Annotated in this window: 13 protein-coding genes and 1 tRNA gene; 5 read left to right on the forward strand and 9 right to left on the reverse strand. The window is 69.1% G+C overall.

Annotation, left to right across the window (positions count from 1 at the left end):
• Positions 1-15 precede the first annotated feature (15 nt).
• Positions 16-804 carry a FadR/GntR family transcriptional regulator gene (locus QE388_RS11800; protein ID WP_307385498.1) on the forward strand — a complete coding sequence of 263 codons (789 nt, stop codon included), beginning with the start codon at positions 16-18 and terminating at the stop codon, positions 802-804.
• On the forward strand, positions 801-1,622 hold the full coding sequence (locus QE388_RS11805) for a siderophore-interacting protein (protein ID WP_307385499.1): 822 nt from the start codon (positions 801-803) through the stop codon (positions 1,620-1,622). Before QE388_RS11800 ends, QE388_RS11805 begins: the two co-directional genes overlap by 4 nt.
• Positions 1,623-1,695: 73 nt before the next feature.
• Here the strand turns inward: QE388_RS11805 and QE388_RS11810 are convergent, their stop codons facing one another.
• Entirely contained in the window at positions 1,696-2,475 is a 780-nt protein-coding gene (locus QE388_RS11810) for an HAD-IIB family hydrolase (RefSeq protein ID WP_307385500.1), read from the reverse strand.
• A 436-nt stretch (positions 2,476-2,911) separates the two neighbouring features.
• Between QE388_RS11810 and QE388_RS11815 the strand changes: the two genes are divergently transcribed.
• On the forward strand, positions 2,912-4,921 hold the full coding sequence (locus tag QE388_RS11815) for a hypothetical protein (RefSeq protein ID WP_307385501.1): 2,010 nt from the start codon (positions 2,912-2,914) through the stop codon (positions 4,919-4,921).
• 422 nt (positions 4,922-5,343) lie between these two features.
• Here QE388_RS11815 and QE388_RS11820 read toward each other — a convergent pair.
• The 4 genes from QE388_RS11820 to QE388_RS11835 all read right to left on the reverse strand — a co-directional run bounded on the left by QE388_RS11820 (position 5,344) and on the right by QE388_RS11835 (position 10,852).
• Positions 5,344-5,420: transfer RNA gene (locus QE388_RS11820), tRNA-Pro, on the reverse strand.
• A gap of 196 nt (positions 5,421-5,616) precedes the next feature.
• Positions 5,617-7,119 carry a hypothetical protein gene (locus tag QE388_RS11825; protein ID WP_307385503.1) on the reverse strand — a complete coding sequence of 501 codons (1,503 nt, stop codon included), beginning with the start codon at positions 7,117-7,119 and terminating at the stop codon, positions 5,617-5,619.
• Positions 7,120-7,232: 113 nt separating this feature from the next.
• A complete protein-coding gene (locus QE388_RS11830; RefSeq protein ID WP_307385505.1) occupies positions 7,233-8,156 on the reverse strand; it encodes a metallophosphoesterase in 924 nt (307 codons plus the stop codon).
• The gene (locus QE388_RS11835; protein ID WP_307385506.1) at positions 8,153-10,852 is read right to left on the reverse strand and encodes a transglycosylase domain-containing protein; all 2,700 of its coding nucleotides are present in this window, start codon (positions 10,850-10,852) and stop codon (positions 8,153-8,155) included. Before QE388_RS11835 ends, QE388_RS11830 begins: the two co-directional genes overlap by 4 nt.
• A gap of 118 nt (positions 10,853-10,970) precedes the next feature.
• On the opposite strand from QE388_RS11835, the gene QE388_RS11840 reads away from it, so the two are divergent.
• Complete coding sequence (locus tag QE388_RS11840; protein WP_013585749.1) at positions 10,971-11,189, forward strand: hypothetical protein; 219 nt, start codon at positions 10,971-10,973, stop codon at positions 11,187-11,189.
• Positions 11,186-11,653 carry a RidA family protein gene (locus QE388_RS11845; RefSeq protein ID WP_307385508.1) on the forward strand — a complete coding sequence of 156 codons (468 nt, stop codon included), beginning with the start codon at positions 11,186-11,188 and terminating at the stop codon, positions 11,651-11,653. The genes QE388_RS11840 and QE388_RS11845 overlap by 4 nt, the downstream gene beginning before the upstream one ends.
• 56 nt (positions 11,654-11,709) lie before the next feature.
• Here the strand turns inward: QE388_RS11845 and QE388_RS11850 are convergent, their stop codons facing one another.
• The 4 genes from QE388_RS11850 to QE388_RS11865 are packed head-to-tail and all read right to left on the reverse strand — an operon-like array spanning position 11,710 to position 15,990.
• Complete coding sequence (locus tag QE388_RS11850) at positions 11,710-12,882, reverse strand: bifunctional 2-methylcitrate synthase/citrate synthase (protein ID WP_307385510.1); 1,173 nt, start codon at positions 12,880-12,882, stop codon at positions 11,710-11,712.
• Between the two features lie 2 nt (positions 12,883-12,884).
• On the reverse strand, positions 12,885-13,787 hold the full coding sequence (gene prpB / locus QE388_RS11855) for a methylisocitrate lyase (RefSeq protein WP_307385512.1): 903 nt from the start codon (positions 13,785-13,787) through the stop codon (positions 12,885-12,887).
• The gene (locus tag QE388_RS11860; RefSeq protein ID WP_307385513.1) at positions 13,787-15,313 is read right to left on the reverse strand and encodes an MmgE/PrpD family protein; all 1,527 of its coding nucleotides are present in this window, start codon (positions 15,311-15,313) and stop codon (positions 13,787-13,789) included. Before QE388_RS11860 ends, prpB begins: the two co-directional genes overlap by 1 nt.
• Positions 15,310-15,990 carry a GntR family transcriptional regulator gene (locus QE388_RS11865; RefSeq protein WP_307387123.1) on the reverse strand — a complete coding sequence of 227 codons (681 nt, stop codon included), beginning with the start codon at positions 15,988-15,990 and terminating at the stop codon, positions 15,310-15,312. Before QE388_RS11865 ends, QE388_RS11860 begins: the two co-directional genes overlap by 4 nt.
• Positions 15,991-16,078: the final 88 nt, after the last annotated feature.

The raw sequence follows: 16,078 nt of genomic DNA on the forward strand, positions 1-16,078 counted from the left end.
GAGGACAGGGATGCCATGCCGGACACCGCACCGCGCGCGTGGCAGGTCGTTCTCGAGCGCATCGAGGCTGACCTGCGCGACGGGCGCCTGTCTCCCGGCGATCGACTGACGCCCGAGAGAGAGCTGGCGGCGGTCCTCGGCGTGGGCCGTTCGAGCGTCCGCGAAGCCATTCGCGTTCTCGAGGTTCTCGGGGTGGTGCGAACCGCGACCGGGTCAGGCCCGAGCGCGGGGGCGATGATCGTCACCACTCCGCGCGGCGGACTCGCCGCTTTCCTGCGGTTGCAGGTCGCCGCGAACGGTTTCCCCATCGCCGACGTCGTGCGCACGCGCGTCGTGCTCGAGGGCGATGTCGTGGAGCGTCTCGCGGCGGAGCCTGCGGCCGACCTCGCCGAGGTCCACGAGATCCTGGATGCCATGGACGCGGGCGAGCTCTCGCCGGAAGAGTTCCTCGCGCTCGACGCACGGCTGCACCAAGCGCTCGCCGAGGCGTCCGGCAACGCGGTCGTCGCGGCGATGATGGCGGGACTGCGCAGCTCCATCGAGTCGTACACCCAGCTCGGCGCCGCTCGGATGAGCGACTGGACGACGACCGCACGGCGGTTGCGGAGCGAGCACCGCGACATCGTCGCGGCGGTGGGTCGCGGGGACGGCGCCGCGGCGCGAGATGCCGTCCGCGGACATATCGCCGGATACTTCCGTCAGGTCGCCCAGGAGTTGGGGGCGCCCGTCGACGACGAGAGCGTCCCCGCGGCGAACGTCGACACCGCGCCCGTCGGTACCCGCCCGGAGAGAGGACTTCCATGACCGATCGCCCTGTTCGACCGCCCCGCCCGCAGCACGTGCTCGAGGTCGTCGCCACCGAGCGGATCACACCGCATCTGGTTCGCATCCGGGCGCGGGGAGCCGACCTGTCGGTGTTCCGCGAGAGTCCCTACACCGACCGATACGTCAAGATCACGTTCGTGAAGCCGGAGCTCGGTCTGGAGCCGCCGTACGATCTTGCGGCGCTGCGGGACACCCTGGCCCCCGAAGACCTTCCCGTCACGCGGACCTACACGGTTCGAGAGGTCGTCGGCGACGAGCTCGCGATCGACTTCGTCGTGCACGGCGACGAGGGTTTGGCAGGCCCCTGGGCGGCGCGGGCACAGCCGGGGGAGCGTCTGGTCGTCTCGTCGCCGGGAGGAGGGTACGCGCCCGACCCGGAAGCGGACTGGCACCTTCTGGCCGGAGACGAGTCCGCCATCCCGGCGATCGCCGCCGCTCTCGAGGCTCTGTCCCCGGATGCCGTGGGTGTCGCCTTCCTCGAGGTGCAGGGGCCCGACGAGCACGTGCCGCTCTCCGCTCCGGAGGGGGTTCTCGTCGAGTGGATCCACCGGGGCACGGCGCCGGCGGGGACGACGCACGCGCTCGTCGACGCGGTTGCCGGATGGACCCCTCCGGCGGGACGCGGTCACGTGTTCGCGCACGGTGAGCGTGAGGCCATGAAGGGCTTGCGAGATGTGGTCTTCGGGCGCTGGGGTCTGCCTCTCGCGCAGGTCTCGTTGTCGGGCTACTGGGCGTACGGCCGCACAGAGGATCGGTTCCAGGCGGAGAAGCGCGAACCGATCGGGCAGATCCTCTGAGCTTCACCGCGGATCCCGACGACGAAGAACGCCGCCTCGCGATCGAGGCGGCGTTCGTCGAATGGTGCGGGCGTCAGACCTGGGCGCGGACCGGCAGCGTCGGGATGAGGGCGTCGAGGTAGTCGGCCGTGTCCTCCCAGCCGTGGACCGCGTGGCAGGCGACGCCCATGGCGAGCACGGGGTAGTCGTTGCCGTCCGGGTCGAGGCGGTCGCCGACGAAGAGCATGTCGTCGAGGGGGATGCCGGTCGCATCGGCCAGCTGGCGCATGCCGTAGGCCTTGTCGATGCCGCGGTGGGTGATGTCGACCGAGGTCGATCCGCCGGAGCGGACCTCGAGGTCGGGGATGCGGGCCGCGACGGCCTCGCGAAGGCTGTTCTTCTTCTCCCCGGTCGGGTCCCACGCCATCTTCGCGTCGAGCGGCGCGCTCTGACCGAGAGCCGAGAAGGTGATCTGAGAGCCGCGGTCCTCGAGGATCTCGCCCCACGGTTCGGCTTCCCAGAGGCCGAGACGCTCGGCCTCCTCGCGGACGGCGGACAGCGCCCGGGCCTTCTCGTCTTCGGTGAGGGAGTGGGCGTAGACGGTCTGGATGCCGTCGGCGTCGAGGCGGTAGTACTGGGTTCCGCACGTGGGCATGAGGTGGAGATGCTCGAGGAGGGACGCATCCGTCTGCGGCAATCTCTCGACCACCTGGGACCGGAACTGCTGCAGTTGGCCGCCGGAGATGATCGCGACCTCCACGCGTTCCGCGAGAGCGAGCAACAGGTCGCCGATACGGGGATCGATCGCGGTCTTGGACGGGGCGAGCGTGTCGTCGAGGTCGAAGGCGACGAGACGGGGCGTGGTGTCGGGCACGGTGCTCCTGAGCGGTAGGTGGCCGCACCGCGGGTGGCGGCACGGTCGGCAATCGCCGGGCGCGTGTAGCCGCGCGGCTTCAACTGATTCTATGCGGGTCACGGCGACGGCATCGAGGTGGCCGTCGCGTCCGTCGTCGCCTCGTGAACCGCGGTGCGCGGAGTGGGGATCGCAGGCCTCATCCCCGGTTCATTCTTGTGGAATTCGCGGCCTTTCTCGCAAGCAATACGCCGGCCAATGAAATCGATGCGATGCATTGGGCAAAGGTGAATTGAAAATGAGATTTTTCTCATCATCGGCCAAAATGCGAAAGATCCTCACAAGCAATGCTCAGCTCATCGTAGGGTTGCCGTCGACGCTGTGAGGTGGGTGGGGGCCCGAACGCGATCCCCGACCGTTTCGCGCGTCGTTCCACCGACACACACGAGATGAGACGATGACAAGAAACATGAAGCGCACGGGGTGGGTCGCTGCGTCCGCCGCTCTCGCGCTCACTGCGACCGGCCTTCTGGCCCCCGCGGTGGCCTTCGCCGGTGACAATCAGTCGATCGCACCCACGGCGGGTCCTGAGTTCGACTCGACCGCTCGCGAGCTGCTCAGCAGCGGCGACCAGGTCCAGGCTGTCGCCAAGGACGGCGAGGGCAACGTGGTCGTGTTCACCACCGCTGACGAGTCGAACCTGGAGGGCGAGGCCAAGTCCTTCGTCCAGACCAAGTCGAACGTCAAGGTCCAGCACATCGACAGCGAGTTCTCGGCTCTGGCCGAGAACGACGTCGTGGGTGGCGCCGGGTACCTGGGTTACGAGTCGTCCGACCCGTCCAACGGCGGCTACTGCTCGGTCGGGTTCAGCGGCTGGACCCCGAAGGGCGACCCCGCGGTCATCTCCGCCGGTCACTGCGCCGTCGACGGCGTCATCGACCGCAGCATCCTGACCGTCCCCAGCACCGACCCCGCCGGCGGTGGCAACACCTCTGAGGAAATGGCGCCGCTCGGCTCGCTGTCGTTCTGGCAGTTCGGTGGCTCCGACAACTCGCAGGGTTCGGAAGGCGACGTCAACTCGGTCGACATCTCGACCATCGACGTGACCAACGATGACCTCGACCTTCTTCCGAAGGTCACCGACTGGAAGACGGCTTCGTCGGAAGACCTCGCTGCGTCGACCATCGACGTGCGCGCCGTGGGCTCGGCCCAGGTCGGCCAGGCCGCCTCGAAGTCGGGTCGCACCACCGGTTTCACCACCGGTACCGTCGACGCGGTCGAGGGCTGGTCGCGCATCGGCAAGCCCGACGGAACGTTCCGCTGGGTCTACGGCTTCGCCGTCGTCAGCGACCAGCGCGTCGGTGCCCCCGGCGACTCGGGTGGCGCTGTCATCCAGGGCAACACCGCCGTCGGTCTCGTCTCCGGTGGTACGGAGTCCGGCACCTGGATGTGGGCCGCTGACCTCCAGCAGGGTCTCGCCCAGACCGGTGGCTACACCGTCGCCATCAAGATCGACGACCCCGCTCTGACCTCGCCCGCCAACGGCGGCACGGTCGGCGTCGGCGCTCCCATCACGGGTACTGCCCCGGCCGGCACCACGCTGAAGGTCACGCCCGCTTCGGGTGACACGTTCGACGTGCCCGTCGACGGCAACGGGAACTGGACGTTCAACGCGCCCGACAAGCTCGGCACGTTCGCCTTCTCGATGACCGCGGTCAACGGCTACAACAAGTCGTCGAAGGTCGACGCCTCCGTCGAGGTCAAGGCTGAGGCGCCGGTCATCACGACGCCCGCCAACGGCTCCACCGTCGAGACCGAGGTCACCGCGATCTCGGGCACCGGCCTCGCCGGCGCCACGGTCACGGTCGAGGGCGATGTCGACGGCACCGCCAAGGTCGCCGCTGACGGCACCTGGTCGGTCGAGGCCGACCTCGGCTACGGCAACTACACCGTGAGCGCCTCGCAGGCACGTGACGGCCAGACCTCGGCTGAGGCGACCTCGTCGTTCACCGTTGCTCCCGCCGCTCCCACCATCACGGGTATCCAGGACGGTGCCACCTACAGCGGTGACGCCATCCCGACCTCCGTCTCGGGCACCGGTGTGAATGGGGCCGTCGTGTCGGTCACCGTCAACGACGCCAAGGTGGGTCAGGCTACGGTCAAGGACGGCAAGTGGTCCGTCGCGCTGAAGAACGCTCTCGGTGAGGGCGCCTACACGGTCGTCGCCACCCAGACGATCGACAGCGTTTCGAGCTCCGCTTCGGTGAGCTTCGCGGTGGCGGCTGCTCCGGCGCCGACCCCCTCGCCGACCGCGACCCCCGGCCCCGCCGGTGGGGGTAACGGCGGCGGCAAGCTGCCCGTCACCGGTATGGGTGACCCGGCCCCGCTGGCCTGGGGTGCCGTTGCGCTCCTGCTCGGTGGAGTCGGTGCTCTCGGCTACCGTCGCCTGCGTCGCGTCGAGCGCTAAGCACGACTGAGTGAAAGCACCCCCGGTGCTCCTTTGCGGAGCACCGGGGTGCTTTTCTGTGTGCAGGGGTTCGCTCGACCCACGCGAAGATTTGGGCACGCGTACCCCCGCCCGCCGTCCGCGGTCGCGTGCAACCGAGATGAAGGGCGCCGACGTGGCCGTTCGCCGGCGGCCGGGGGGAGCGATGTGTCCGGAGCGAGGCAGCCCGACCTCACGCGGGATGCGGGCTGCTCTCGTCGGTCCCGGGCAGCGATCGCTCGTGGGGCGCATGCGGGCGAGCGGGGCGTGTGCGCGAGGGTGGAGCGTGCGCGTCTCGCTGTGGCCGCACCTCGTGCAGGGAGCCGAGCGGGGCCGGGCTGGAAAGAGAGAAGCGCTCGAACCCGTGAAGGGTTCGAGCGCTTCTCTTGTCCGGATGAGGACAGTGGTCGGGGTGACAGGATTTGAACCTGCGGCCTCGTCGTCCCGAACGACGCGCGCTACCAAGCTGCGCCACACCCCGTGGCCAACCCTAAAAGTCTACCCTGTCCGCGGACGTGCGCCCAATCGGCGTGCACAACGGGAGTGTCGGTTGCAGGGCGTGTCCTCGCGGAAGCTCCGCACGCGGCGTACGGACGGGCTCCCGCGAGGACATCGGCCCCTGACGTCGGCCGGGACATCGGCCGCCGGACATCGGCCCCGGGCAGCCGCGATGCGCGTCAGGGGTGACGTGTCGGGCGGCGCCTCGCGACGATGGCTGCCCCGGTGCCGAGCACGATCGCGATGATTCCTCCGACGGCGGCTCCGCCCGCGGAGGCGCTCGAGACGCCCGTGGCGGCGAGGGCCGTGGGAGCGGGTGACGCCGACGGGGCCGGCGATGTCGTCGGAGCGACCGTCGGCGTCGGTGTGTGCGACGGTGGCGTGGGGGCGAGCTGCTCCGTCTGCGACGGGGAGGCGAAGCGTTCGGCCCAGGCGTATCCCCGAGGCAGGTGCGGCGCGACAGCCGGGTCCTGCTCATCGAGGGAGATCCGCCAGACGGCGGTGTACACGCCCGGACCCGGAAGACGGTCGGCGAGCTCGACCCGGTAGGTGCCCGGTCCTCGGGCGGGATCCGTCGCCAGCGTGAGTCGGGCCATGGGGGAGAGGTTCGAGGGCACCTCGTCCGACTCCGCGGGGAATGCTCCGGTCCGGTAGAGATCGGCCGTCGCGCTGAGCGGGACGAAGGAGCCGTCCGCGAGGCGCGGCCACACGCCGTCGTCGACGGAGACGGTCACGTCATCGATGAACCGATCATTCTCGATGCGAGCCGAGGTCTCGATCCGAGGGCGGAACTGCACGGGGCGCGCGGAGGTGTCCTCCGTGGCGAGGGCGAAGGTCTGCGGATCCGCGGGACCCGCGGACTCCTGCTGACCGGGCGTGCTGTACAGGTGCACCGCAGCCGCGCGCACGGTGAACGTCCCGGACGCGCGAACGGTGTATGGACGCCCGTCGCTGCCCTCCGGGCGGGGAGCAGAGATCGGGTAGACGACGCCGGCTCGGACGTCGTTCCGTTCCGCGGAGCCCGTGTCGGCGAACACGGCGTTCTCGAGGTGCAGGACGCCACTCGCGTCGGGGTCGACGTCGGCGACGATGGTGCCCTCGGTCGGCTCGTCGGCGGCAGTCGTCAGGGTGAGGGATCCGCCGACGCGCGGCACGCGAACAGCCGCGGCCTCGGTGAGGTACTGCTCGACCCTTGTCTGGATCGCCGCGCTGTTCTCCGGGCTGGCGCGGCGCATGATGTAGTCGATCGCTCCGCTGAGCGAGTCTCCGCTGTACCCCCAGGAGTGAAGCGTGGTGTCGCGGTCGACGATCGCCTTGACGGCCCACCCCACGCTCGCGGCTTGGACGGGATCGTCGGTCTGCCCGTACGTGGAGACGAGATGGTTGATCGAGACGAGCTGCTGGGCGCTGAGCCCGCGCACGTCGGAGCTGACGCCGAGGTCGGTCGTCGTTCCCGTCGCGACGGGCAGTCCGGGGTGGATGCAGTACGTGTGAACGGCGCCGACGCGCATGGACCCGTGCCATCCCGTGGAGGACAGGGGTGCCCACGTGCCGAAGCCCGTTCCGCGATCGGCAGCCGTCGCCGGTGCGGCGAAGAGGGCTGTGGCGGCGGCGACCAGAGCGAGCACGGCGAGCAGCGCGCGCCGACGTCGCGGAGGTCGAGAGGAGCGGGAGTGATGCATGAGGAGTCCCTTCGATTGAGAGACTCGATCTTCGCTTCGCGGCGAGTCCGCAGAACGGGCGAAGGGGCCGTTCCGTGGACGGAACGGCCCCTTCGGACAGTGTGCAGAAGCGGTCAGCGAGGGAGCAGCGTGAGCAGCGTCGCCTCGGGCCGGCACCCGAAACGAACGGGTGCGTAGATGGAGTGGCCGAGCCCCGCGCTCACGTTCAAGGGCACCGAGCGGCCGCTGTGGGACCACTCGCTGAGGCCGCGCGCCTGGTCGAGCGGGAGGTCGCAGTTGGACACGAGCGCTTTGCGGCTGAAGGGGACTCGCACCTGACCGCCGTGGGTGTGTCCCGCGAGAAGGATGTCCGCGCCCAGGTCGGTGAATGTGTCGAGCGTTCGACGGTACGGGGCGTGCATCACTCCGAGTGTGAGGTCGGCGGCATCCAGAGTCGCCAGGACCGGCGGAATCTGGTCGGGGCGGTCCCACTTGCGGTGAGCGTCGTTCACACCGAACGCCGTGATGCGCACGCCCTTCACCTCGAGCGATACGGCGGTGTCGTCGAGGATGTTCCAGCCGAGGTCGTCGGAGAAGAATCGGTCGAGAGCCTCGACGTCGAGGTGCTTGTGGGCGGGGACGTTCCCGGAGGGGCCGAGGAAGTACCGCAGGGGATTGCGCGGCGACGGCTCTTGGAAGTCGTTCGATCCGTGCACCACGAGGCCGGGGATGTCGCGGAGGGGAGCGAACGCGGTACGGATGCCGGTGAGCCCGTCGCGGTGGCCGAGATTGTCGCCCGTGGTCACGACGAGGTCGGGCGACAGGTCCGCGAGCCGGGCCATCCACTCCTGCTTGCGATGCTGCCACGGTGCCATGTGTGCGTCCGACACATGGAGGACGCGAATCGGTTCCGCACCCTTCGGAAGGACGCGGAGCGCGTGATAGCGGACCGTGAAGAGGTAGCGCTCGATGCCGACGCCCCAGACGGCGGCGCCGACAGCGGCCGCCCCCGCAACCCCGAGGGGTGCGAGGGCGGCCGTCACTGCGGGACGGGTCACGGGCAGTCCTTCGCGGCGATGCTCAGCGACACCGGGGTGTTCTTGTTCGTCGCGGTCCCTGCGGCGGGGTTCGTCCCCGTCACGCGGCCCTCGGCGGGTGCGCTCGCGTCCTTCTCGCAGCTGCCGATCGAGACGGTCCCGAAGCCCGCGGCGAGCAGAGCGGCCCGGGCGGAGCTGACGGGGTTTCCGGACACGTCCGGGACCGTGGCACCCTGGCCGTTGCCGGGGCTGATCGTGATCGTCGATCCCGCGGGCGCCGTTCCGCCACCGGGGTTCTGCGCCGCGACGCGATCGCCGCCCATGTCGGAGTCGACGGGGGAGCCCACGGTCACGCTGAAGCCCGCGGACTCGAGCGTCGATCGGGCCTCGTCGATGCTCTTGCCCACCACGTTGGGCAGGTCGCGCTGGATCGTGCGGGTCAGGTTCGACGGCGGCGGCGGGAAAGCGTCCCCTCCGTAGAACTCATCCGCGGCGCGCTGAGCGCCCTCGGCGATCGAGTACCTCATGTTCGAGAGCTGTTGCCCGTTCCAATACTTGCCGAACAGGGTTTCGGTGCCCTCCCAGTTGCCGACCCACACGGCGGTGGTGACGTTGGTCGAGGACTCGATCATCCACGTGTTCCAGCCCTCGTGGGTACCGGTCTTGCCGATCAGGGCGGTTCCGTCGTACGGATTGGCCGACTGTCCGGTTCCGCCGCCGGTCATGACGCCCTGTAGAGCGTAAGCGGCCGCGGCGGACACTTCGGGCGTCAGGGTGCCGGGCGTGCACTGGCGGTCGGGGATCGGACGCTCGGCACCGTCACTGTCCGTCACCTTGTCGATGACCTTCGGTTGGCAGTGGGTGCCACCGTTGGCGACGGTCGCATAGGCTCCGGCCATCGCGATCGGCGAGACGTTGTCGTCGCCGATGACGTTGTTGGCGACCCGCATTTCGATGTCGGTGCCGTCGCCACGGGTGACGCCGAGCTTCTTGGCGACCTTGGCGATGTCGCACAGGTCGAGCTGCGCGGCCATCGCGAGGTACCCGGTATTGAGCGAGTTCTTGGTGAAGGTCATCGGGGTGCCGTAGTAACCCGGGTCGGACCCGAAGTTGTTGATGATGGTGCCGCCCCCGTTGGTCCAGTCGCCGTAACACGAGTTCTTCATGTTCGGCACCGGACGCAGACGACCGTTGAGGTTCTCGTTGAGCGAGTGGCCCTTCTCCAGCCAGTCCACGAGCGTGAAGAGCTTGAAGGTCGATCCGGCGTTGAAGCCGATGGAACCACCGGTGTCCTTGTCCCCCGCGAAGACGATGGAGTTGTAGGCGGGGTCGGACTCCGCCTGCGTCGGGTCCTGCGTGAACTTCGTGTTCTGCGCGATGCCGAGGATGCGGCCGGTCTTGGCCTCCATGCTGACGGCGGTGGAACCGAACTTCATTCCATCGAAGCTCTGCGGCGCGTTCTCGTTCATCGCGGTCTGCGCGGCATCCTGAATACGCCAATCGAGCGTGGTCTGGATCGTGAGACCGTCCTGGCGGAGCGCGTCGACGCGGTCGTCGACGGTGGCGCCGAAGGCGGGGTCGTTCAGGATCGTCGCGACGACGTACTGGCAGAAGTACGGGGCACCCGAGTTCGCGCAGCCCTGATCGGTCGCGGTGATCTGCGGGGTGATCGGCTCGATGGCCGCCGCGACGTATTGCTCGTGCGTGATCTTGCCGTCCGCTTCCATGCGGCTGAGGACATACAGCTGTCGACCCTTGGTCTCGCTGTAGCCGTCGGCGGCGTTCACGAGCTGCTCCTGCGTGATCTCACCGTTGTCGCGCAGCGTGTAGAGCGCCTGGATGGTGCTCTGGTCGACGTCGTCGATCGACCCGTCCGGCGCCTTGTTCCACGAGGTCTCGCCGTCGCTGATGGACCCTTCCGGGCGGTCGATGCGGAAGCGGTTCGGGTTCTGCACCATGCCCGCGAGGACGGCGGCCTGGCCCACGTTCAGCTGCGCGGCCGGGACGTTGAAGTAGTACTTCGCGGCCGCGTCGATGCCGTAGGTCACGCCGCCGAAGTTCGCGATGTTGAGGTACCCGAGGAGGATCTGGTCCTTCGTGTACTGCTTCTCGAGCTGGATCGCATACCGCATCTCCTGCAGCTTGCGCTGGTAGCCCGCGACGCCGTCGGACTGGATCGCCTCGAGGGCGCACGCCTGCAGGGCCTCGTCGCGCGTCTGAGCGGGCTGGCCGTCGGAGCCGTCCGTCGCCTTGGCGTCGCGCTCGCATCGCTGCACGAGCACGTTCTTGACGTACTGCTGGCTGATCGACGAGCCACCCTGGGTCTCGCCGCCCGAGGCGTTGCTGAGGAGCGCACGGGTGGTACCGATGAGATCGACGCCGCCGTGCTGGTAGTACCGCGGGTCCTCGGAGGAGAGGATCGCGTCGTACATGACGGGGTTCACCTGGTCGAACGTGACGGGGGAGCGGTTCTGGTCGTAGAACTTCGCGAGGACCCGGTCGCCGGCCATGAGCGTCGTGGGCAGCATGAGCGCGTCAGGCTGCAGGTAGCTCGGCATGTTGTCGAAGATCGTGATGGCGCTGCTGGCGGCGGCACCTGACACGGCGATCGCCGGGGTGACAGCGGCGGTCAGCAGAACACCGGCGGCCGTGCTCAGACCGACGAGGCCGAGGATGCCGCCGAGCGCACCGCTAGCCGTTCGTTTGTTCTCAGGCATAGGGTTGATGCTAAGCGACGTTGCTGGGCGATGCCTCGATGGCGTGCGCTCGCGCGCGTACGCGTCCTGGCCGCGCACACCTCGTGCGCGGCATCCGAGTCACCTTCGGGAGCTGCGAATGACCACGTGGGAGTACCTCACCACGCCGCTGTTGATCCACAACACCGCGGCGATCCTCAACAACTGGGGAAAGCAGGGGTGGGAGCTCGTGCAGGTCGTCACCGGCCCCGAAGGCGGGCTCGTGGCCTACTTCAAGCGCCCGACCGGCGGTGGCACGGCCAACGCGGGCCTCGGGGCAGCCGAGGCCGCGGCGCGTCAGTTCGAGGGCCAGCAGTGAGCGTCGCGGAGCGTCTCGCCGAGCTCGGCGTCGAGGTCCCCTCGGTCGTCCCGCCGGTCGCTGCCTACATCCCCGCGAAGCAGCACGGCGATCTCATCTACACCTCCGGTCAGCTGCCGATGGTGCAGGGCGCCCTGCCCGCCACGGGCAAGGTCGGCGAGTCCGAGGGTCTCGTGAGCCCCGCGGATGCCAAGACCTACGCGCGCCAGTGCGCGCTCAACGCCCTCGCGGCGGCGGCGGCCGTCGCCGGCGGTGTCGACAAGCTGACGGGCGTGCTCAAGCTCACCGGGTTCGTGGCATCCGTCCCTGAATTCACCGGGCAGCCCGGCATCATCAACGGCGCGAGCGAGTTCCTGGGCGAGGTCTTCGGCGACGCCGGGGTCCACGCACGCTCCGCCGTCGGCGTTCCCGTTCTGCCTCTGGACAGCCCGGTCGAGGTCGAGGTCGTCTTCACCGTCGCCTGAGCCAAGAGAACGTCAGAGGGGGCGGGACCGCATAGGTCCCGCCCCCTCTGACGTTCCTACGCCTCTTCTGGCCGTGCGGCGGCAGCTCGGTCCGCCTCGGACGCGACGTATCCCTCGACGTGCCGTTCGTCGACGCCGGTGTACGCCGACAGCGGGCGGATGAGGGCGTTGGATGCCGTCTGCTCCATGATGTGAGCCGTCCAGCCCGTGACGCGGGCCGCGACGAACAGCGGGGTGAAGGTCGGGGTGTCGAAGCCGATGAGGTGGTACGCCGGTCCGGACGGATAGTCGAGGTTCGGGTAGATGCCCTTCCGCGCGACGAACGCGGTCTCGAGCTCGTCGTACAGGGCGGCGAGTTCGTCGGCGCCGTAGTGGGCGACGAGCGTGTCGAGGGCCGCCTTCATCGTGGGAACGCGAGAGTCGCCCTTCTTGTAGACCCGGTGCCCGAAGCCCATGATCTTTCGCTTGTTCGCGAGGGCGTCGTCGAGCCAGCCCGCGACCCGCTCGGCCGAACCGATCTCGTCGAAGATGTGCATGACCGCCTCGTTCGCGCCTCCGTGCAGAGCGCCTTTGAGTGCTCCGATCGCGCCGACGACCGCCGAGTACAGGTCGGCGGTCGTCGAGGTGATGACGCGCGCGGTGAACGTCGATGCATTGAACGAGTGCTCGGCGTACAGGATCATCGACACGTTGAACGCCTCGGCGACGACGTCCACCGGCTCTTCGCCGAACGTCATCCAGAGGAAGTTGCGCGAGTAATCCAGGTCGTCCCGGGGCGGAACCAGCTCCTGCCCCCGTCGGCGGCGCTGGTCGTAGGCCACCATCGCGGGGATCTTGGCGAACAGCAGCTTCGCCTTGGCGAGATCGGCCGACGGAGAGTTGTCGGCCACGTCGGCCGCCGAGGCGCCGAGGGCCGAGACGGCGGTCCGCACGACGTCCATGGGGTGAGCGTCGAGCGGGAGCAGGTCGATCACGGTCTTGATGTCGTCGTCGAGGTCGCGGTTCGCGCGCTCGAACGTCTCGAACTCCCCGCGCTCCGACTCGGTCGGCAGGTCGCCGTTCCACAGCAGCAGGGCGACGGCCTCGAACGACTGCGTGGCGGCGAGCTCTTGCACGGGATACCCGCGATACAGGAGCGAATTGGTCTCGGGATTGACCTTGCTGATGGCGGTGTAGTCCACCGTGACGCCGGCGAGGCCCTTCTTGATGTCGTCCTGGGTGTCAGCCATGCTCACTCCTTCGTGATGGTGAAGTCGAAGATGTTCGTGTCGAAGTGGTTGTACTGCTCGTAGTCGATCAGGTCGTAGAGGTCGGCGCGATGCTGCATCGAGCCGAGCTGGCTCTTCAGGTGTCCCTCGTCCTGGAGGACGTCGAGGGCGCGGTCGGCGGCCCCCATCGCGAGGCGCAGGAGCGAGACCGGCCAGATGACGATGTTCACGCCGACGCTCCGCAGGTCGTCGACGCTGAAGAGGTCGCTCTTGCCGAACTCGGTCATGTTGGCGAGGATCGGCACGTCGACAGCAGCGCGCACCGCCTCGAACTCGGCCAGGGTGCGCATCGCCTCGGGGAAGATCGCGTCCGCCCCGGCATCCACGAGCTGTCGCGCGCGGTCGATCGCGGCGTCCAGACCGTCGACGGCCCGGATGTCGGTGCGGGCCATGACGAGGAAGTTGTCGTCACGCCGCGCATCGACCGCCGCGCGGATGCGCTTGATCGCGGTGTCGGTGTCGACCACCGCCTTCCCGTCGAGGTGGCCGCACCGCTTCGGGTTGATCTGGTCTTCGATGTGGCATCCGGCCAGTCCCGCGTCTTCGAGCGTCTGGATGGTCCGCGCGACGTTCATGGGTTCGCCGAAACCGGTGTCGGCGTCGATGATCGCGGGGAGGTCGGTCATCCGGGCGATCTGCTGCCCGCGACCGGCGACTTCGGTGAGGGTGGTCAGACCGATGTCGGGGAGCCCGAGATCGGCGCTCAGCACCGCTCCCGAGATGTACACGCCCTCGAACCCCTTGCGTTCGATGAGGCGGGCCGACAGCGGGTTGAACGCCCCGGGGAAGCGGAGGAGTTCGCCGGATGCCAACCGCTCGCGGAACGCCCGCCGTTTCTCGGCTGCCGAGACCGACGAGTACAGCATCAGAAGAGTCCCTTGGGTGCGGGAGCGGATGCCAGGACGCCGGGCTTCGCGACGATGGTGAGCTGCATGACCTCGGCGGGGGTGAGCTCGGGCAGGCGCTCGGCGAGGGCGAGGAAGCGTTCGATCTCCTCGGGGAGCAGGACGGGCTCGGCGAGGATTCGGAACTTGCGGATGTAGTCCTCGCGGGCGAAGGGTCGGGCGCCGAGAGGGTGGGCGTCGGCGACGGCGATCTCGTCCTCCAGGGTCGACCCGTCGGTGAGGGTGATGACGACGCGACCGCCGAAGGCCTTCTCGTTCGGGTCCTCGGAGTGGTACCGGCGGGTCCACTCGGCATCCTCCGCCGTCGTGACCTTGTGCCAGAGCCGCACGGTGTCGGAGCGGCCCGCGCGTTCGGGGGCGTAGGAGTCGACGTGGTGCCAGGCGCCGTCCTGCAACGCCACGGCGAAGATGTACGGGATGGAGTGATCCAGCGTTTCGCGCGAGGCCGTGGGGTCGTACTTCTGCGGGTCGTTCGCGCCGGAGCCGATCACGTAGTGCGTGTGGTGGCTGGTGTGCAGCACGATCGAGGCGATGTTCGCCGGGTCGGTGAGGTCGGGGCGCTCGTGGTGGAGCTTGCGGGCGAGGTCGATCCACGCCTGCGCCTGGTACTCGGCGGAGTGCTCCTTCGTGTACGAGTCGAGGATCGCCCGCTTGGACTCCCCGTCACCGGGCAGCGGGACGTCATAGGTGGCGGTGGGGCCGTCGAGCAGCCACGCGATGACACCGTCTTCGCCTTCGTAGATCGGGGACGGCGACGTCTCGCCCCGCATGGCTCGGTCGACGGCTTCGATCGCCATCTTCCCCGCGAACGCGGGGGCGTGCGCCTTCCACGTGGAGATCTCGCCCTTGCGGGACTGACGGGTCGCGGTGGTGGTGTGAAGGGCTTGGCCGATCGCCTGGTAGATCGTGGCCTGATCGAGGCCGAGGAGGGTGCCGATGCCGGCCGCGGCGGAGGGGCCGAGGTGGGCGACGTGATCGATCTTGTGCTTGTGCAGGCTGATCGCGCGGACCAGGTCGATCTGCACCTCGTACGCCGTCGCCAGCGCCCGCACCACGGCGGCGCCGTCACGGCCGGTGTGCTGGGCGACGGCGAGGATCGGGGGGATGTTGTCGCCGGGGTGGGAGTAATCCGCCGCGAGGAACGTGTCGTGGTAGTCGAGTTCTCGCACGGCGACGCCGTTCGCCCACGCCGCCCACTCCGGGCTCGAACGTCGCTCCAGCGCGCAGCCGAACACCGTCGCCCCGGCCCCGCCGATCGACACCGCGTGATCCAGGGCCTGCTGACGCGCCGCGCTGACCGGTTCGCGCGACAGCGACGCCGCCGCGACGGCGGCGTTGTCGATCACCCGGTTGATGATCATGTCCGCCACATCGGCGTCGACCGCCACCGGATCGACCGCGATTCGCGCGAGAGACCACGCGAGTTGTCCCTCACGAGCCAGGTTCTCTTCGCTGCGGTGGACACGAACGTGGTGCGTGATCGTCATGATCTTCTCTTTCGGCCGATGGATTGCGCGCTGGACGCGAGGGTCGGGGAGGTCTCGAGCGAGTCGAGGATGCTGGTGAGGGCGTTGTGCAGGTGGACGTGGACGGCATGCGCGGCGAGATCGCCGTCGCCGGCCGCGATGGCCGAGGCGATCAGGCGGTGCTCGGCGACCGAGGCGGCGAGTCGTTCCGGGCGGTACCGCGCGAGGCGTCGGACGCGCACGAGATGAGCGCGGACGGTGCGCAGTGCGCCGACCAGATAGTCGTTGTCGGCGGCGGCATCCATCTCCTCGTCGAACTCGGCGATGAGTGCGTAGTACGCGTCGCGAGCGGTGTCGCCGTCAAGATCGGCGGCGGCGAAGGCGTCCGCCAGCCGGGTGAACGCCGTCGCCGAGGGCGAAGCCGCGGCCAGGCGGGCCGCCGTCTCCTCGAGGGCGCGGCGGACGGTGAAGAGCGCGCGGATGTCGTCGCTCTGCACGTCGGTGACGACGGTGACCCGCGGGGACGACTGGGCGACGAGTCCATCGGATGCCAGGCGGGCGAGGGCCGTGCGCAGCGGAGTCCGGCTCACGCCCAGGCGGGCGGACTGCTCGACTTCGCCGAGGACGGTGCCCGGCGCGAGGACGCCGGTCTGGATCTCTTCGAGGAGGGTGGCGTAGGCCCGATCGCTCGCGCGCATGCTGGCCTCCTCGACATCGCCGTTCACCGCTGAGTGTATACGCAAGGCGCCCTGCGGGGCGGCGATCGGGTCGCTGAGGGGTCCAATG

It is taken from the genome of Microbacterium sp. SORGH_AS_0969, from assembly GCF_030818255.1.
Taxonomy (GTDB): Bacteria; Actinomycetota; Actinomycetes; order Actinomycetales; family Microbacteriaceae; genus Microbacterium.